Here is an 18,441-nt window from a genome sequence, read left to right as displayed (position 1 = left end):
CGGGTATGTGCTGAAAGACAGCGACGGTACACCCGAGCTGATCCTGATCGCCACCGGTTCGGAAGTGGGGCTGGCCATGGACGCTGCCGCCGAGCTTGAAGCACAAGGCAAAGCGGTACGCGTGGTCTCCATGCCGTCGACCTACCGCTTCAACGGTCAGGACGCCGAGTACCGGGAAAGCGTCCTGCCCAAGGCGGTCACCAAGCGTATTGCCGTTGAAGCCTCACATGCCGACTACTGGTACAAGTATGTGGGTCTGGACGGGCGTGTGATCGGCATGACCACGTTCGGCGAGTCCGCCCCTGCGGGTGAGCTGTTCAAGCACTTCGGCTTTACGGTTGAGAATATTCTTGGCACAGCAGAAGAAATGCTAAACAGGTAAGAAAAATAGCTGAACGACGTTCTACTCAGAGCATGGCTAGCATCACCAAAAATGCCATGCTCTGATTATTCACGCTGACGACCAATAAGCTTAATCTTCATCCTCGTCATCGCGCATCCGCGCCTGACGCTCAGCCTCTTCTTCTTTGGCGTCATCGATCACTTCCATCAACTCATCGACATTGGCGATATGGGTGTCGAAGTCGAAGTGGCCGGTCAACTTACTCTCTGGGTGCAGCTCGCCTGCCTCATAAAGCGCCCACATCTCTTTGCCATAGTGGGTCTTTAGCAGTTCCGGTGCATAGTGGCCAAAGTAGGCGCGCATATTATTAACGTCACGCTCTAGCATGGCAGCCGCGCTATTGTTACCAGCAGCATCCACGGCCTGGGGCAGGTCAATAATGACCGGCCCCTCGGCATCTACCAGCACGTTAAATTCCGACAAGTCACCGTGGATCAGGCCAGCGCAGAGCATGCGCACCACATCCTTGATGACTTTATCGTGATAGCGCAGCGCTTGCTCGTGGGTCAGAGTTACGTCATCCAGCCGTGGCGCAACAGTGCCCTCGGCATCGGTAATCATCTCCATGAGCAGCACGCCATCCACAAAACCGAAAGGCTTGGGTACGCGTACTTCAGCCGCGGCAAGGCGATAGAGCGCGTCTACTTCCGCAGTTAGCCACGCCTGCTCCTGCTCTTTTTGACCATAGCGGGTCTTCTTCGCCATGGCCCGGGCACGCCGGCTATTACGCTCTTTACGCCCTTCCTGGTACTGTACCGCCTGCTTAAAGCTGCGCTGTTTTGCCTCTTTAAATACCTTGGCACAGCGTACTTCTTCGCCACAGCGCACCACGTAAACCTGTGCTTCCTTGCCGCTCATCAACTGCGTCAGCACCTCATCGATCAGGCCGTCATCGACCAGGGGCTGTAATCGTTTGGGTGTTTTCATGGCTAGCTGCAATGGCTCCTATAGAAGTAGAAACAGTTAGAAGTAGGGACAGTTTCTGGCACTCAGTAGCGAATGCGACGCACACGAAAGGCGCGTCCTTTTAGTTTGTCACGTTCGAGTTTGGCCTGGGCTTTTTGAACGGCGCTACGCTCAACCGCGACATACGCACTACGGGCCAACACTTTAATTTTACCGACCTGATCACCGCGCAGCCCGCCCTCGCTGGTCAGGGCACCCAAAATATCGCCTGGCCGCAGCTTATCCTTTTTGCCACCGACTAATTGCAGCGTCGCCATGGGAGGTTCAAAGGGGGATGTTTGTGTGGCTTTAGGAAGCGCTTCCGTGGTGAGCTGCTCGCTCAGAAGCTCTGCCAAGCGTCCCAAGCGATAGGTTTCTTGAGGGGTTACCAGTGTACAGGCAATGCCACTGGCGCCCGCCCGCCCGGTACGCCCTACGCGGTGGACATGAACCTCTAGCTCACGGGCAATTTGATAGTTAAACACCGCATCCAATTGCGCAATATCCAGGCCACGTGCCGCCACGTCGGTGGCCACCAGGATTGACGCACTTTGGTTGGCAAAGAGTATCAAAATACGATCACGGTCTTTTTGCTCTAAATCACCGTGTAGCGCTACCGCGCTAAAACCGGCATCCACCAGGCTATCGGCTACTGCCTGGGTTTCGCGCTTGGTGTTGCAAAACACCACGCTGGTCGTCGGACGGTTGACCAGCAACAGCTGTTTAAGCGCACCAAAGCGGGCATCTTCACTAGGCACTTCATAGAAGTGCTGATCAATGGTAGTGGTGTCATGCACCTCAGCCACTTTAACGCTGACAGGATCCATCATGACGCCGCGCGTCATGGCCGCCAAGCCACCGGACTCCTGTTCATCAGGGAAGGTAGCGCTAAATAGCAGCGTCTGGCGATCCGCCGGGGTTTCCGCAATGATCGCGTCCAATGATGCTTGAAAGCCCATATCGAGCATACGATCCGCCTCGTCCAGCACAAGTGTGCTTAGCGAACCCAGCGTCAACGAACCTTTACGCAGATGCTCTTCAATACGCCCCGGGGTACCAACAACAATATGCGCGCCATGCTCAAGCGAGCCTAACTGTGGCCCAAACGGCGCTCCGCCACACAGTGTTAATACTTTAACGTTAGCCATGGCCCGCGCCAAACGGCGCAGCTCTTCGGCCACCTGATCAGCAAGCTCACGAGTAGGGCAAAGTACCAGCCCCTGTACAGAAAATACTTCAACCCGTAGTTCAGCGAGTAGCGCCAAACCAAACGCTGCTGTTTTGCCCGAGCCTGTTTTGGCCTGTGCCAGCACATCCCGCCCGGCTAGCATAGGCGGCAGGCTTTGCGCCTGAACAGGCGTCATCTGGTGATAACCCAGCGACTCAAGGTTAGTAAGCAGCGTGGCCGGTAAGGCGAGCGACGAGAAGGAGACGTCTGACACAATAAAACCTGCAGGGCCGTTTAACGGCCAGTAAAGAGGTAACTAATACGGATACACTTTAATGTGAAGCACCATACCAGAAAGTGCCTGCCCCTGCGTGCATCTCATACCGCCAGTGGCGCAAGCTCAGCCTTGCAAAGGGTTGCCAGGTCATTGGGCGCCAGCTCAATTTCAAGCCCACGCCGCCCGGCGCTGACAAAAATAGTGGCAAAACCCGCAGCCGACGCATCAATATAGGTTGCCAAGCGTTTCTTCTGCCCCAAGGGGCTTACCCCGCCCAACACATAGCCAGTGGCACGCTCGACCTCGGCAGGTACCCCCATGACGGCTTTTTTAGCCCCAGCGGCCTTGGCAACCTGCTTTAAGCCCAACTGCTGAGTGACCGGCACGATACCCACGGCAAGCGTCTTGCCGTCCAGCGTTACTACCAGGGTCTTGAATACTTGCTCGGCCGCCACCCCCAGTTTTTCAGCGGCTTCTAGGCCGTAAGACTCCGCCGCTACATCGTGCTGATACTCATGAATTTCAAACGGGATACCCGCTTTTTTGGCCGTATTAATGGCTGGTGTCATGACGCTCTCTTGATGTTTAGTAAAGTTGGGCAGCCCTTGTGGCGCGCTCTGGAAAGCCTCTTCCTGCCTGCTACGCTAAATAGCGTAAGCGCTAAAGGGAAGTCAACCGAAAGGAGCCTTAATTATGCCAGCCACATCGAAAGCCCAGCAAAAAGCCGCAGGCGCTGCCCTTTCCGCCAAACGTGGAGAAACCAAGCCCAGTGAGCTTTATGACGCTTCCAAGGATATGTACGACTCAATGAGCGAAGAGGAGCTTGAGGAGATGGCAAGCACCGAGCGCAAAGGCAAACCAGAGAAGAAAGACGATTAACTGCGCTTGTAGTGCTCCGCTTTTACATCATAACGCCCGCTTCATTAAGCAGGCGTTATGATGAACACTAACGAAAGTGACAGTGCTATTCCCCCCGGTTTACGTGGCCACCAGGGTAATGCTGGTGACGGGGCGCAAATTACGCTGCAAGCAGTGCTGCTCAACGCTCTCCACAATCTCTTCAGCATCATCGATCTGTTGCTTGTCGAGCTGGATATCCACCATCAGAAAGCTGCCCACCTGCGCTAGGCGCACATCGTCACTGGCGATATCAAACTCGGCGATCTCTTCCACCATGTCCTGGCGAATGCTGCCCATGGGTTCGCCAAACATTAGTTCGCGAAGCGCTCCACGCACCATGCGGATAGGCATGGGTAAAAAGTAGCCTGCAATGATCAGCACCATTACCGGGTCAGCCAACCGCGCATAACTTGCCCAGGGCGTTAACGTGAGTCCCCAGGTAAGTGCAAAACCAAGCATTACCGCCGCGCTTAACCAGGTATCCATTTGCCACTGACGCAGCTCAGCCGCCAATAAGGAGGAGCGAGCAATACGGGCATAGCGCTTTAGCCACCACCAGGTCAACAAACAGCCGCTCACGTTAGCGACACCAAATAACAAGGCCAAATCAAGTGTCACCAAGCGTCCGCCCTGCGCCAAGCTCCACACGGCTGACACTAAAGAGAACAGACACACCAGCGCAATCACCACGCCTTTGAGCAGCACCGCTAGCGGCTCTACCGTTAGCCGCCCAAAGGGGTAGTGATCATCCGCGGGTTTGCGGGCATGCTGTAACGCAAGCAATGAGAGCGAAGCCAGAACAAGGCTTAACAGTGAATATCCGCTATCGAATAAAATCGTGATAGAGCCACTGGCTAATCCCAGGACCAAGCCAGACAGGGCAAAAAAGCTTGCTGAAATAGCTGAAAATCTTAGCGCACGGCGCTCAGCAATAAAGGGGGTCACGCAGAAAACTCCGTTCTGATTTAGCAGGATTGTAGGAAATCGTGCTGCATGGTAAAGGGTGTACTAACGTTTAACGAATCACTCAGCGCTAAAAAAAATAGCACTCAACCACGAGACTCCGTATGCGAGCTGAACAAGTCCAGGCGTTTGTTGAAGTCACTGAGCACGGCTCCTTTGCCGCCGCTGCACGGCAGTCAGGTATAAAGCGCGGTACGCTAAGTGCGGCGGTCCATGCGCTGGAAGATAGCCTGGGGGTGGCACTCTTTGAACGCTCGGGAAATAGCCTGACACTAACCGCCGTAGGTGAAAGCGTACTCCCCGACTGTTACCGGCTACTGACAAGTGCCAGCCGAATCAAAAAGCACTGCCACCAACATCTGCAAGGGGTCGAAAACCAGCTGTGCATTGCCCGCGATGATGCGCTTCCTGAGCGGTTCTGGCACCAGGTCATGCACGATTTAAAGCAGCAGTTCCCGCTGACCGCGGTATCGGTTTATCTTGTTCCACCGCAGGAGCACAGCCAATTTATTCTGCGCCAAACTGTCGATATTGCGTTTGGGCTTTATACCGCCGAAGGCGTTGCCCCCCATGCAGCCAACCTGGCACCTGTAAGCATGCGCTTAGTGGCCTCTCCACAGCACCCACTGAGTCGGCTTCCTAGCGTCAATCGCGATGATCTCGCCCAATACACGCAAGTCTGCTTAACCCACATTCAGGACGACAAACTGGTCAGCGAGGCGCTGTTTTCCGCTAACTACCTGGGCTTCACCATGTTTGAGGTGATCCGAGATGCGGTAATAAACGGCACGGGATGGGCACTACTTCCCCACCCGCTGGTTAAAGAAGCATTGGAAAGTGATCAGCTCTGTTCACTGAATCACGACCTTGCCCTGGAAAGCCACTATTACCGCTATGTAGAGAGTGAAAACCTGGGCGTAGTGGCCACCGCACTCCTTAACAAAGTGGCGCGTTTTCTAGGCAACTCGCAGTAGTGGTCACTTCGCTAAAATGTAGAAGTGGTCACTTCGGTGAAATATAGCAGTGGAAAAAAGTGCAATATCCTTCCACGCTATAAAAAAGTGCCTCACAAGGAGATTTAAAGACACGCCAGAGGAACGACACAGGCAAGTGTCATCTAGGCGTAAGATGTAGCTGCCAGTGTCGATGTTGCCGTCAACCAAGGAGCTATCCCCCGATGGTAAGACTCGATAAGAAAGCGACAAGGCTTTATGTCCTGGACACCAATGTCCTGATCCATGACCCCGCAGCGCTCTACCACTTTGAAGAGCATGACGTGGTTATCCCCATGACGGTTCTTGAGGAACTGGATAAGCATAAAAACGGAATTCGTGAGATTGCCCGTACGGCACGTCAAGTTAGCCGTACGCTCTCTGATCTTACCAACCAGGTTACTTTTGACGAGATTCAACGCGGCATCCCCATCCCACGTATTAGCGGCGAATCTGGACGCCTGCACTTTCTCTGCTTCAACGATTTAAAGCCCTTCGACTCGATGGACGACAGTCCGGATAACCGTATTCTGGCGGAAACCTGTCGGCTGCGCGATGAGCGCCCCGATGCCTCGGTCATTCTAATTACCAAAGATATCAACCTGCGCGTAAAGGCGGCCGCGCTAAAAGTCCCTGTGGAGGATTACTTTAACGATCGGGCATTCTCAGACAGCGATGCCATGATTGAGGGTGCCCAAGTATACGCATCGGCGGGACACAACGGCAGGGCACTTTGGGAAGCGCTGAATGTTGATGTCAGCGTTGAGCGGGTGGAGCATCAAACGTTTTATCAATTAAGTGGCGACATGCCCCGTCACTGGCACTTGGGAATGCTTGTCTCCGACAGCGAGAATGGCGCTGAGTTTGAGGCCATTATTCGTGAGCTGTCGCCCTCATCAGCGCGGTTACAGCTGTTGACCAACTATCGCCACCACGCTGGGGTGTGGGGCGTTCACGCCCATGATAGCCGTCAAAACTTTACTCTTAACCTGCTGATGGACCCAGACATTGACCTGGTCACCATTGCCGGTAACGCGGGCACGGGTAAGACCTTTATGACGCTGGCCGCCGCTTTCCAGCAAACCCTGGATACCAAGCAGTTTGAGCGTATTGTGTTTACCCGCGCACCTATTCCGATGGGCGAGGACATTGGTTTTTTGCCCGGTACCGAGGAGGAGAAGATGTCGCCGTGGATGGGTGCCTTCCACGACAATATGGATAACCTGCTGCGCAATGACGAAGGAGAGTCGACCTGGGATAATGGCGCAACACGGCAACTGATTGGCTCACGCGTGCAAATTCGCTCGCCAGGCTTTATGCGAGGGCGCACCTTAAACGACACCTTTTTGATTATCGACGAGGCACAGAACTTTACACCCAAACAGCTTAAATCACTGGTTACCCGTGCCGGACGTAATACCAAAATTGTCTGTTTAGGCAACGTGGGGCAAATCGATACGCCCTACCTAACCGCCAATACCTGCGGCATGGCGGCCGTGGTTGAGCGCTTCCGTGACTGGCCACACGCCGGACATATTACCCTCAAAAGCGTTGAGCGTTCGCGCCTGGCGCTGGCGGCTGAAGAGCTTTTGTAAAAAGGCTGTTCTAAAAAGGGCTCTTACAGCGAGGGTAACCGCCTAATACGTAAACGTACGGTAAAACCGCCAGCTCGCTACTGGCGGTTTTTTTCTTTATCGCCGTTCCAAGGGTTTTCAACCCCCAGCGTATCGGCGGCAAAGGCTTCGCGCTCACCTAATGGGCGCTCTTCACCAATAGTGGTGTCTTTATAGGTCTGGCGCTCCATCTCACTGTTCACTTCTGCACCCAGCAGTACCACAAACGCAGACAGCCAAAACCACATCATCAGTACAACCACGGCGCCCAATGACCCATAAAGCTCACTGAAGCTTGAAAAGTAGCGGACATAAAGTGAAAGCCCGCCTGACCCAAGTAACCATAAGGTGGTCGCCAACAGCGTGCCATAGCTTAACCAGCGCCATTGTGCGGCACGCCGATAAGGCGCAAATCGGTACAACAGGGCAATTAAAAAGCTCATGATGATCAACAAGGCAGGCCAGCGCAGCCACTTAAATACTTGATCGAAAGGATCATCCACCGCTAAGGCATCGACCACCACAGGCACAATCGCAATAAAGCCAAGCGATACCAGGGTCATGCCAATCAGGCCAAACGTCAGTAGCACCAACACAACACCGCGAAGAAAGAAGTTACGCCGCTCCTTTTCGCCATAAACCACATTCAGCCCCACCACGAGCACTCCCACGCCTTTGGAAGCGATATACATGGCGACCAACAACCCTAAAAGCACCGCCATTACGTTGCCAGATTCGGCACTTTCAACCACTGTCTGGGTCTGCTGATCAATAAGGCTTGCCGCATCCGGGGGCATAAAACGGCTTAGTTCATAAAGCTGCCGCCCTGCTTCCACCGGATCAAACAGCAATCCCCACAGCGATATTACCGCTGCAATGGTAGGAAATAGTGCTAGCAGAGCGTAAAACGCGACACCAGCCGCCAACATGGTAAGGCGGTCACGCTTAGCGGCGCGCAACACCCGCCATACAACATCAAACCACCCATAGCGTGGAATCTCATCGGGCTTTTTGGCACGTCTCCCTCGGTGGTTCTGTGAACTCTCGTGGCTCATGGCGACCCTTCCCAGATTAATAACAGTGCCAAAACAATGGCTAACGCCATCATCAAGCCGCTCGTATGGTGGCGCATCCAGCTTTCCATGGCCGTTAGTTGAGTTAAGCGCGCCATCATCCGTTTTTCAATGGCCAGAGCAATACCCACAGACGCTGCTTTAACATCGCCACACCACTGCCCAGCAGAGCGCACCCCTACCAAGGCATTTTGAACGAGCCACGCATAAGGCCACCATAAGTCGCCTGCAGGCGGGGGGCGTATACGCCAATGGCGCGTTAACCACCATCCCGCCCACGTTAACACGATGCCTACGGGCAGTGGCCACATCAGGCTAAACCACTCTTTCAACGGGGGGATTTCCGCACTCCCTTGAGGAAGCGGTAGCCATATCGGCGTCACAAGAGCGGCCGTTAATGCAGCAAGCCAGCCACCCCACTGACCAGGATGGCTCCCACCGGTGCTGCGCTGCTGCCACTGCCGCCAGAGACTGACACTTACCAACGCAGAGGTGCCAATTGCCGCCCAGGTTAACAGCGCGACCAGTTGCTCATAATGCATCTCATACAGCGCGCTTTTGACGCCCCGCTTGCTGACGAGCCCAGCGCCAAAGGCGCCGGTAAGCGACAAGGCAGGCAGCGCCAGCAGCACCCAGACAAGCGCCAACGGCCACCGAGGTAAATGCTCACTAACGCTGGTCCCCATAAATAGCGCGCCTTTGGCCAGCGCGTGGTGAGCCGCAAAGAGGACCACGCCCGGCAGCAACAAGGGCCACACCTCGGGCGCTGCCAATCCCATAGCGACCATGGCGGTCAGCATGCCCATTTGGCTGATGCTGGAGTAAGCCAATACGGCCTTGGGGTGCCTCTGCCACACCCCATATAGCGCCGCGCCAAAGGCAGCGGCCAAACCAGCGACCACCATGATGTCGCCAAGCCGGGTGAGCGCACCGGAAAGCGAGGTTTCCCCCAGGGGTAATACGTAGATCCAGCCAAGCAGCCCGGCCTTGATCATCGCGCCGCTTAGCACCGCGCTGGCCGGAGCGGGGGCCGCCGGATGCGCAAGCGGTAGCCACACGTGTAAGCCGATAACGCCAGCCTTCACGCCCAGCCCAAGCCATAGCAAGCACGCCATTAAGGCACCATACTCAGCCGTGGCGATCCCCTCACGTACGCCTGCCAGCAGTACGGTTTCCGCACTACCGGCCGCCCACAGCAAACCTCCCAGAATCAATCCTTCGCCGACCACCGCGAGAATCAAATAGGCCCTCGCACCCAGTTTCGCATCCGGCGTACCGTTATGTACGACCAGGCCATAGGCGGCAAATGTCATCAGCGCAAAGCCCAGGTAAAAAGTGGCGATATCCTGGGCAATAATCAGAAGTACGTTACCGACAAACGTTAATGGCCATAACAGAGCCAGGCGCAACAACCGGCGCTCAGCGGCACTGTCGCCCGCTTGGGCGCTGGCCTGCTCCTTGGCAAAATATCCACGCGCATGAATCGCTGCAAAACACCAAAGCAGCGCGGTGAAAGCAAGCCAAGGGCGGCTCAGTGCGTTAAGCGACCAGTGCCCGCCCAGCATCCAGGCATCTATCACCCAGTGTGCTTCCCCCATATACGCCAACAGTAGTGCCGGCCATGCCGCACTGAGCCAGACCCACGAGAAGTAGCGACGATGAGCATCGGGCGTACGATAGGCCTTCCATACGCCCATCAATGACACGCAGATTGGCCAGCAAAGTGTTATCACCAAGAGTAGCGTTATCATTGCAGGTACTCCCCCTCGGCTACGCGTGTTGCCCAATCCAGTGGGCTAAACGGCAACCCGGCAAGTGCGCCAGCAGCGATACTGAGAACGGCGGTAAACACGGCAGGCCAGAGCAGCCAGCCGTGAGTTTCCAAACGTCCAAGACGCTGATTTTTTGGCCAACTCCCATTGCCATGAGCAGGCCCAACACGAAACCAAAGACGATGCACGATCGGCAGAAAATAGAGGGCATTTAGCGCACTGCTTGACACCAGCACGGCGACAACCCAATACATGTCGGCCTGAATGGCGCCAATCCCCAAATACCATTTAGTGATAAATCCGGCCACAGGCGGTAGACCAATCATGCCAAAGGCGCCCACCGTAAAGGCCAGGCTGGTGAGTGGCATACGCTTACCCGCTCCATCCATCTCATCAATGCGGTGGATGCCCAGCTCTTCTGCATAAATACCCGCACAGAAAAATAGCGTTACCTTCATGATCCCTTGGTGCAGTAGGTGAGCAAGCGCGCCAATGGTGCCAAAAGGACCCACCAGGCTAACCCCAAGCACGATATACGACACTTGGCTGATGGTTGAAAAGGCCAGTCGCGGCTTTAACTCCTGCTGCGCGATGGCTCGTATTGAGCCATATATAATAGTGATCGAGGCCGCCACTGCTAACACCGTCGTAACCCCAAGCTCTACGCTTAGCTCAATGCCATACAGGTCGTAAATAATTCGCAAAATGCCAAAGGCACCGGCTTTTACCACCGCCACTGCGTGCAATAGTGCGCTTACCGGTGCCGGTGCGACCATGGCTCTAGGCAACCAACCATGCAGCGGCACCATGGCAGCCTTAACGGCAAACCCACCCACCAGGAGCGCAAATATAAACGTTAGCAGGCTGCGGTGGTCTACTAAGTAGCCCCCTAGACCGCGCTCGGAGGCGAACGAATGGTCGCCCGTTAAACTATATAAAAGCACCGCCCCCAACAGCAGTACTACGCCTGCGGTCAGGGTGTAACGTAGATAAATTCGCCCGGCATTTAAGGCTTTATCAGTGCCCGAGTGGACCACCAGCGGATAGGTGGATAGCGTCAGCATTTCGTAGAAAATCAGAAAGGTAAACAAGTTACCGGCCAGCGCAATACCCAGCGTACTGGCAACACATAAGCTAAAAAACCCAAAAAAGCGTTTACGGTTCGCGGTTCCTTCCAGATAACCAATGGCGTAAATCGTGGTGCATAGCCATAAGAGCGACGAGAGCCCAGCAAACATGACGCCCAACGCGTCAGCACGCAGTACAAAGTCGATATTACCGACCACCTGAAAGCTGAACACGGCCTCCTCGCCACGTGCTACGAGCGTTACCATTAGCGCCACTAGGCTGATTTTGATGACCGCCGCCAGCAGGTTGATACGGGTACGCATCCGTCTGGATGCTTCAGGCAGTACAAAAATAATCACCGCAGCCAGTAGCGATGCGGCCAACGCAGTCAAGGGTAGCCAAGCGACATTCATGCGTTATCTCCATGAAGAAGCTCAAGCGGAAAGTGCGCTAAAAGCCCTAACGCTAACGCCGCCATGGCTAAGCAAAGCGCAATCGCATCCATACCCGGAGCAAGCGGCTGAAAACGGTGGCGCGGGTCCTCCTCCAGGAACGAATAGCGGAAAAAGCGAAAAATATAGGCGGCGGTTAACAGTGTACCTATAAGCAATACTGCCACTGCCAGCCACTGGTGGGAGAGCACCATGGCTTGCAGGAGCAGCCATTTAGCCGTAAAGCCCGCGCTTGGTGGCAGCCCCATTAAAGTTACCGACGAAATTCCAAAAACCAACAGTGAAAGCGGTAGCCGGCGGCTGGTGCCAGCAAGCCCCTTTAGGGTCGTTTCACCGGTGACCATCATCAAATTACCGGCGGCTAAAAACATCGCGGCTTTCGCTAGCGCATGGCCTATTAACTGCAACCAGAACCCTTCCCACGCCAGCGTCTTTACCACTGATGCTACATTGGGGCCTAGCAATAAGGGGAACACCACCATCAAGTAGCCCAACTGCGCCACGGTTGATGAAGCCACCACTATTTTGAGCGTTTCAGCACGCCAAGCAATTAAGCCACCCCATATAATGGCCAACATGCCCAGCCAGGCGATTAATCGCGGCGCCCAAAAGGTGTCCGGTAATAAAAGACTCCACAGCTGAAGCAGCACGAATAGCGATGCTTTAACCACCAGCCCAGCATGCAATACGCTCACAGGCGTCCAGGCGCTGGAATGCACCGGAGAAAGCCAAGCATGAAGCGGAAATAGAGCGGCTTTCAAGGCAAGCCCCGCCCCTATTAGCGCCGCCGCGATCCAGACAATCGGCCCTGGCTCAATAACCTGCGCAAGCCCGACCAAATCAAGCCGCCCCCAAGTGCCCAACAGCAGCGCGACGCCCAGTAAATAGGCAAGCGACCCCACCAGCGTAAGCAACAGATACCGCATACCGGCCAACAACGCCGCGGCCTTACCTGAAAGCAGCAGCATGCCTACCGCAGCCAACCCCATGGCCTCCAGCGCAAGGTAGAGCGTGATCAAGTCAGTGGCCAGCCAAATCAACGAAAGCGCGCTGACCATAACGCCCATCAACGGCCATATCCAACGGGCCAACGGTTCGGGTGCCGAAAGCCGCAGCGAGCCTGGGGTATAAAGCGCCGCTGCCGCTGCCAGCCACTGCGTTAACAGTAACATCAGCACGCTTACCCCGTTTAAGCGCAGCGCAACATTAATTCCCCAGGTTTCCCAGCCCCAGTGCAGTAGCCCTACTTGCTGGTAGTCGATCAATAACGATAGCCCGGCGGCCAATACAGGAACGCATGCCAACGCGATAGGCCACATTCGCTTAGGTGGCCAGAGTGCGGCTAGCCCACCGAAAACAAGCGGCAAACACACGGCGGCAGCCAATGCCCAATGGCTAGTTAAAAGCGGCTCGAATGTACTGTCTGTCAGGCCAAATCGCTCTATCATTTAGCCTTCTCCTCACGCCCGTCATCCTCTAACAGGGCCTCTTGCCCTTCAAGCTGGTAAAGCTTTCGGATCACTAATGCCCCCAGCAGTGATCCGAGCCAGGCGATCACCAGGCCCACTATAACCAGCGCCTGCCCTTGGGGAATTGCGCCTGCGACCCCGGCCAAGAGCAGAAACACACCCGACCCCAGTACGTTAAAGGCAAGCAAACGGCGCAATAAGTGGCGCTGCCAGGCAAAAGCACCCATTGCTGTGGCCACCACCGCCACTCCGGCCAACACCAGGGGGTGCTTTGCAGGCGAGTAAGCCATTTCAGGTAGCACAAGGAAAATGGCAGCTCCGACCATCAAACACCAGGCAAGCGCTAACACAATGCGCATGATTCTATGTGTTAGTGGCGGCTCAAAATGATCGTAACGGGGTAATTTAGAAGCGCTTGAGGGAAAGATACCTAACGCGTAAAAAAAGCAGGCGACGGTTAATACCGTGCCCAATAGCCCTTCGACAGCCGCTAACCAGGGCATCCCCAGGGTTAGCCAGGCAAGCACCATCGTGAGCGTAAAGGCAAAAAAGGCGCGACACGCACGCACCAAATGGCGGTCAAATAGGCAAACCAGCGCTGCTATCATAAGACACAGCGCTAATACAGCCTCGATGAGGTCGACAGACGAGATTACTGCCATTGCTATCCTTGCAGCGGCTTATAGACAAATTACTTTGCCTATCTTTTGATCACTTGTCGATGTAAGGATTACTTCAGAAGAGTGCTCAACCACTGACCAATATCGCCCACTTGCTGAGGGCAAAGTGCGTGAGCCATAGGGTACTGGCGATAGTTGGCGGTGTAGCCTTGGGCTTTTAAGCGCTCAAACCCAGCCCGTCCCAAACTCTCTGCCACGATAGGGTCCATATTACCGTGATGCACCTCAATCGGAATTGCCTTGTTGGCGTCACTCAATTCGATACTGTCTGCCGTGGCAAAGTAGGTCGACATTGCCAGCAACCCGCCTAACGGCAACGGAAAAGATAACGCCGCCTGATAAGCCACCGCGCCCCCCTGAGAGAACCCTGCCACGATAATCCGCTGGCTATCGATACCGTGATCAATCTGTTCCTGTATCAGCGCCTGAATACGCTTGGCAGAGCATTTCAGCTGTACTTCATCAACACGGCGCCCGAGGTCCATCGCCAGAATGTCGTACCAGGCGGGCATCACCATGCCGCCGTTAACGGTCACCGGCAGCCGTGGCGCGTGCGGCATAATAAACCGTACGTGGGCATCTTCAGGAAGGTTAAGCGCGGGCACCAGAGGCTCGAAGTCATGCCCATCGGCACCTAAGCCATGAATGATAAACACACAGGCATCGGCAGGTTGACCGTTTTTCGGTTCAATAATCAGTTCGCCTGGGTCCGTCATGATATTTATCCTTACTTAATTGAAAAAGCACGCGATTAGGGCGCTTGAACGGTTAGCGCAAGCGGCGATGAAACATTAACAGACCCTAACGTAAACCGGCATTCACAGCGAGTGATTACGCTTAAAAGGGCCACACATGAGGAATCAATATGAGTGCGATGGCCCCGGTTAGCACGTTTAGGCCACCGCCTACGCGCATAAAATCACTAATACGATAACCGCCGGGGCCATACACCATTAAGTTGGTTTGATAGCCAATAGGCGTTAAAAAGCTGGCCGAAGCGGCAAACATTATTGCAATCACATAAGGCATTGAGTTTACGCCAAGGCTCTCGGCGGCGGCCATGACGACCGGAAAAATGATCACCGCCGCACCGTTATTAGTGACAAGCTCAGTTAGCAACGCCACAACACAGTACGTACCTATCAAGAGCAGCCAAGGGTTACTGCCTACGACATGCAGTATGCCACCGGCAATAGCATCTGCGGCGCCCGAACTCTGCAGCGCAGCCCCCACACCAAACGAGGCAGCAATCGTCAAAAGCACTTGGCTATCCAGCCCGCGCCGGGCAGCTTCAACCGAAAAGCAGCCGCTTAACAGCGCCAGTGCAGCGCCCAGCATCGCGGCATTTAACATGCTCAAAACGCCGAATGCAGCCAGCAATACTGCCCCCAGCAGAATCCCCCAGGCGAGCGGCGCTTTTTCATGAACAGGCCGCGCAGAGCCGTTTAGCTCACTGATCAAGAGAAAGTCTTTTGACTGACGGTGGCGTTCAATAAATGGAGGACGCGCTTCCAGTAGCAGCACATCAGCGGGCTGCAGGCGTACCTGCCCCAGATTGCCGGTGACACGCTCACCGCCTCGGCAAATAGCCAGTACGGCCGCACCATAAAGCGTCCTAAAGCGGCCGTCTCGAATGCGCTGGCCAATGAACTGGCACTGGTTCGACACTACGGCTTCGACCAAGCGGCGCTCTTTGAACTCTTTTTCAAGACTGGAGGTATGATCGTGCGAGGGTATTAATCCACGAATTTGCTGTAATTCGACAGCGGCATCGCTGGTGCCCACAAACACCAACCGGTCACCACCCTTTAACTGCTCGCCAGGCCCCACAACACTCACAACGTTACCGTCACGCTCGATCTCAACCAGAAACAGCTCTTGCAAGTGGCGCAGCCCGGCCTCCTCCACCGTTCGATTAACCAGAACGCCTTCCCGATCGACCTCCATTTCAATGGTAAATTCACGCGGGTTAGCGAACGCATTGGCCAACCCCTCGCGGGCAGGTAACAGGCGCGGCCCAAGAATCACCAGATAGGCAAGCCCTACCACGGCGACCGGCACACCCACCCAGGCAAGGTCAAACAGGCCCATAGTCACATTGGGATAACGCTCCGTCAGCAGCCCATACACCACCAGGTTGGTGCTGCTGCCAAACAAGGTAATTGTACCGCCAAGAATGGAGGCGAAGCTTAACGGCATCAGCAGCCGCTGGGGAGAGCGTCGCAGCCGCCGACTCCAGCTCATAACCGCCGGTATATAGGTAGCCACTACAGGGGTGTTATTTAAAAAAGCACTTAAAGAGGCCACCGGTAACAGTAACCGCACCAAAGCACCCCGCTCGGTTTTAGGGCGCCCCAATACATAGCGAATAATAAGATCGATACCGCCCGTTTCACGGATGCTAGCCACCAGCACGTACATAAAAGCGACCGTAAACAGCCCACTGTTGGAAAAGCCGCTTAACGCCTGAGCTGGCTCAATAACGCCCAGGGTCATCAGTACAATGACAGCGCCAAGCAAAATGATGTCAGGCCCTAACCTCGAGACGGTCATTAGCGGGAAGATGGTGGCAACCACCGCTATCGCAATCCATGCATCCAGTGTCATAACGCGACATTCCTAACAAAAGTAATGCGCTATTGTGACCTTAACCACATATTCTAAAAAGTTATTTTTAGAAACATTTAAATACCAAAATAGAATAAGAAAATTCACACACAAAAAACCCCGCTCGTGAGCGTAATGCTGTTCGGTTAAGGTTTGCCGAGGACCGAACAGCATTACCGCTTCGGCGGGGTCATCCTACCTCAAGCCCTTGAGAATAAATAAGCGCCCTAGTAGACAGTAGGCGATATATCCATGGTGCCACTGGAATCGATCGAAATACGGTATCGCGTCTCTTCATTCTCTCGCGCCAAGAATTCAGCCTCCTTCAGCCCTCCGCCGCAAGCGCCCCCTGAAAGGCATGCAGTCGATCACTGGGGACGCGCTTAGCGGCATCTGACGATATGGGCGTTCTAACCAATCTTAGCTTTAAGGGGGGGGGGGAAAGGCGGCGCTAGCCTGCTGGAATCAAACTTTACTCCCAAATTGGGAGGCGCTACAATATCCCATATTGGGAGGTGGCATGAGAGTCATAGCAAAGCGTACGCTGAAAGAGTTTTGGGAGCAGGGCTATGGCGATGCCGAAACCCCGCTGACCGAGTGGTATAACATGATGCTAAAGGCATCTTGGGAAACACCACAGCAACTAAAGGCTGATATTAGAACAGCAAGCATCCTGAAAGGTGGGCGCGCTGTTTTCAATATCGGTGGCAATAAGTACCGGGTAATCCTATCCATTCGTTATGAGCAGCAAATTGCCTGGGTTCGATTCGTCGGCACCCATGCTCAGTACGATAAAGTTGATGCGGAGACAATATGATGAACATTCAGCCCATCCGTAATGATAGCGACCTTGATCGCGCTTTCGCTCGCCTAGAAGAGCTTTGGAGTGCCGCGCCGGACTCTCCTGAAGCCGATGAAATTGAAGTGCTTTCCATCCTTATTGAGAAGTACGAGGATAAGCACTATCCCATTGGCCCGTCCGACCCCATCGAAGCTATCAAATTTCGCATGGAGCAACAGGGACTAACGCAGCGCGACCTTGAGGCTTATATCGGTCCTAGTGGCCGCGTCTCTGAGGTATTGAATCGTAAGCGCAAGCTAAGCCTGGGCATGATAAAAAGACTTCATGACGGCCTGAAAATCCCTTACGACAGCCTTATGAATCAGGTCGCCTAACCAGCAGACCCCGCTTCAGCGGGGTTGAATCCTTCCTGCCCATCAAAAGAATCTAACCGCAATGTCTGCTGCATCTGATTTGCTCGGTAGTGGCACCTGTGACGCTTTCTAGCTGGGAAGTGGATAGCAAAAAGCCTTGGCGCTAGGCTCGTAATGCTGTTCACTTAAGCGGCGCCGCCTTGCGATTTACTGGATAGCGGGTTTTGGATATTTTTACCGTCCTCGGCCTTGATGGTCGAGGACGGTCATCCAGAAAGGTGAAGAGCAGACTCTATCCATTCGACAGGGATATGCTGGGCAAAGGTGCTGAGGCCAGTGAAGGAATGTAGCTCATCAATATCGAGCAATGTCTGTTGAATAGGCACAAAAAAATCCGGTATCCAATGAAGAATACCGGATTTTCTTAGAGCCTTCGGTCATCGTTAACCGAACGGCATTACGCTCACGAGCGTTTTTTCAGCTTACTAACGCTTGGCGCTAGCAGCAAACATCAAATGCTGAGAATTAACCCAGAACTTTGATGTTGGAAGCCTGAAGGCCTTTCTTACCCTGAGTGACGTCGAAGGAAACCTTCTGGCCGTCTTGCAGAGTTTTGAAACCGTCAGCTTGAATTTCAGAGAAATGCGCGAACAGGTCGTCGCCATTGTCGTCCGGAGAAATGAAGCCGAAACCTTTAGTGTCGTTAAACCACTTAACGGTACCAGTTGCCATGATCGAAATCCTCGATGTAGCTTAATGTAAAGCCGGGAAATACCCGAATTGCAGTGGGTAGAACAAGAAACTTTCACCAGACTCACGCTTAGGCGTTCGATACTGCTGACAACGTTCGACTTGCTAACCAACTGCGTTTAAGAATGCGCCTAACCAGGTCGCACGTCAACAC

At 54.4% G+C, this 18,441-nt stretch carries 18 protein-coding genes; 6 read left to right on the top strand and 12 right to left on the bottom strand.

What is annotated here, in order from left to right; translation table 11 throughout:
• Positions 1-382 (top strand): transketolase-like TK C-terminal-containing protein (locus tag ACT3T7_RS15705; RefSeq protein WP_444631518.1); only part of this gene is annotated, 382 nt, incomplete at its 5' end.
• Between the two features lie 90 nt (positions 383-472).
• Here ACT3T7_RS15705 and ACT3T7_RS15700 read toward each other — a convergent pair.
• The 3 genes from ACT3T7_RS15700 to ybaK form a co-directional block, all read right to left on the bottom strand.
• Complete coding sequence (locus ACT3T7_RS15700; RefSeq protein WP_193054535.1) at positions 473-1,330, bottom strand: PA4780 family RIO1-like protein kinase; 858 nt, start codon at positions 1,328-1,330, stop codon at positions 473-475.
• A gap of 62 nt (positions 1,331-1,392) precedes the next feature.
• A complete protein-coding gene (gene dbpA, locus ACT3T7_RS15695; RefSeq protein ID WP_444631517.1) occupies positions 1,393-2,790 on the bottom strand; it encodes an ATP-dependent RNA helicase DbpA in 1,398 nt (465 codons plus the stop codon).
• Positions 2,791-2,894: 104 nt separating this feature from the next.
• Positions 2,895-3,362, bottom strand: a complete 468-nt coding sequence (ybaK, locus tag ACT3T7_RS15690; protein WP_444631516.1) for a Cys-tRNA(Pro) deacylase — start codon at positions 3,360-3,362, stop codon at positions 2,895-2,897.
• A gap of 124 nt (positions 3,363-3,486) precedes the next feature.
• Here ybaK and ACT3T7_RS15685 point away from each other — a divergent pair, with 124 nt between their 5' ends.
• On the top strand, positions 3,487-3,672 hold the full coding sequence (locus tag ACT3T7_RS15685) for a DUF3008 family protein (protein WP_193054532.1): 186 nt from the start codon (positions 3,487-3,489) through the stop codon (positions 3,670-3,672).
• 99 nt (positions 3,673-3,771) lie between these two features.
• On the opposite strand, the gene ACT3T7_RS15680 is transcribed toward ACT3T7_RS15685, so the two are convergent.
• Positions 3,772-4,638, bottom strand: coding sequence for a cation diffusion facilitator family transporter (locus tag ACT3T7_RS15680; protein WP_444631515.1), 867 nt, complete (start codon positions 4,636-4,638; stop codon positions 3,772-3,774).
• Between the two features lie 122 nt (positions 4,639-4,760).
• On the opposite strand from ACT3T7_RS15680, the gene ACT3T7_RS15675 reads away from it, so the two are divergent.
• Complete coding sequence (locus tag ACT3T7_RS15675; protein ID WP_444631514.1) at positions 4,761-5,630, top strand: LysR family transcriptional regulator; 870 nt, start codon at positions 4,761-4,763, stop codon at positions 5,628-5,630.
• A gap of 203 nt (positions 5,631-5,833) precedes the next feature.
• Complete coding sequence (locus tag ACT3T7_RS15670; RefSeq protein WP_444631513.1) at positions 5,834-7,243, top strand: PhoH family protein; 1,410 nt, start codon at positions 5,834-5,836, stop codon at positions 7,241-7,243.
• Between the two features lie 77 nt (positions 7,244-7,320).
• On the opposite strand, the gene ACT3T7_RS15665 is transcribed toward ACT3T7_RS15670, so the two are convergent.
• The 7 genes from ACT3T7_RS15665 to ACT3T7_RS15635 all read right to left on the bottom strand — a co-directional run bounded on the left by ACT3T7_RS15665 (position 7,321) and on the right by ACT3T7_RS15635 (position 16,382).
• Positions 7,321-8,316, bottom strand: coding sequence for a YihY/virulence factor BrkB family protein (locus ACT3T7_RS15665; protein WP_444631512.1), 996 nt, complete (start codon positions 8,314-8,316; stop codon positions 7,321-7,323).
• Positions 8,313-10,085, bottom strand: a complete 1,773-nt coding sequence (locus tag ACT3T7_RS15660) for a proton-conducting transporter transmembrane domain-containing protein (protein WP_444631511.1) — start codon at positions 10,083-10,085, stop codon at positions 8,313-8,315. The genes ACT3T7_RS15665 and ACT3T7_RS15660 overlap by 4 nt, the downstream gene beginning before the upstream one ends.
• On the bottom strand, positions 10,082-11,587 hold the full coding sequence (locus ACT3T7_RS15655; protein ID WP_444631510.1) for a complex I subunit 5 family protein: 1,506 nt from the start codon (positions 11,585-11,587) through the stop codon (positions 10,082-10,084). Before ACT3T7_RS15655 ends, ACT3T7_RS15660 begins: the two co-directional genes overlap by 4 nt.
• Positions 11,584-13,074 carry a complex I subunit 5 family protein gene (locus ACT3T7_RS15650; protein ID WP_444631509.1) on the bottom strand — a complete coding sequence of 497 codons (1,491 nt, stop codon included), beginning with the start codon at positions 13,072-13,074 and terminating at the stop codon, positions 11,584-11,586. Before ACT3T7_RS15650 ends, ACT3T7_RS15655 begins: the two co-directional genes overlap by 4 nt.
• A complete protein-coding gene (locus ACT3T7_RS15645) occupies positions 13,071-13,757 on the bottom strand; it encodes an NADH-quinone oxidoreductase subunit K (protein ID WP_444631508.1) in 687 nt (228 codons plus the stop codon). Before ACT3T7_RS15645 ends, ACT3T7_RS15650 begins: the two co-directional genes overlap by 4 nt.
• Before the next feature lie 68 nt (positions 13,758-13,825).
• Positions 13,826-14,491 (bottom strand): alpha/beta hydrolase, encoded by a 666-nt coding sequence (locus ACT3T7_RS15640; protein ID WP_172117278.1) that lies wholly within the window; start codon positions 14,489-14,491, stop codon positions 13,826-13,828.
• A gap of 121 nt (positions 14,492-14,612) precedes the next feature.
• Positions 14,613-16,382, bottom strand: a complete 1,770-nt coding sequence (locus ACT3T7_RS15635; protein ID WP_444631507.1) for an SLC13 family permease — start codon at positions 16,380-16,382, stop codon at positions 14,613-14,615.
• Positions 16,383-16,902: 520 nt separating this feature from the next.
• Between ACT3T7_RS15635 and ACT3T7_RS15630 the strand changes: the two genes are divergently transcribed.
• Entirely contained in the window at positions 16,903-17,199 is a 297-nt protein-coding gene (locus ACT3T7_RS15630; RefSeq protein WP_193054524.1) for a type II toxin-antitoxin system HigB family toxin, read from the top strand.
• Positions 17,196-17,558, top strand: coding sequence for a helix-turn-helix domain-containing protein (locus ACT3T7_RS15625; RefSeq protein WP_226912098.1), 363 nt, complete (start codon positions 17,196-17,198; stop codon positions 17,556-17,558). The genes ACT3T7_RS15630 and ACT3T7_RS15625 overlap by 4 nt, the downstream gene beginning before the upstream one ends.
• A 504-nt stretch (positions 17,559-18,062) precedes the next feature.
• Here the strand turns inward: ACT3T7_RS15625 and ACT3T7_RS15620 are convergent.
• On the bottom strand, positions 18,063-18,269 hold the full coding sequence (locus tag ACT3T7_RS15620; protein WP_054641278.1) for a cold-shock protein: 207 nt from the start codon (positions 18,267-18,269) through the stop codon (positions 18,063-18,065).
• Positions 18,270-18,441 lie beyond the last annotated feature (172 nt).

This window comes from Halomonas sp. 111, assembly GCF_052379685.1.
Lineage (GTDB): Bacteria > Pseudomonadota > Gammaproteobacteria > Pseudomonadales > Halomonadaceae > Vreelandella > Vreelandella citrativorans.
This window is presented reverse-complemented; position numbering and strand designations above follow the sequence as displayed.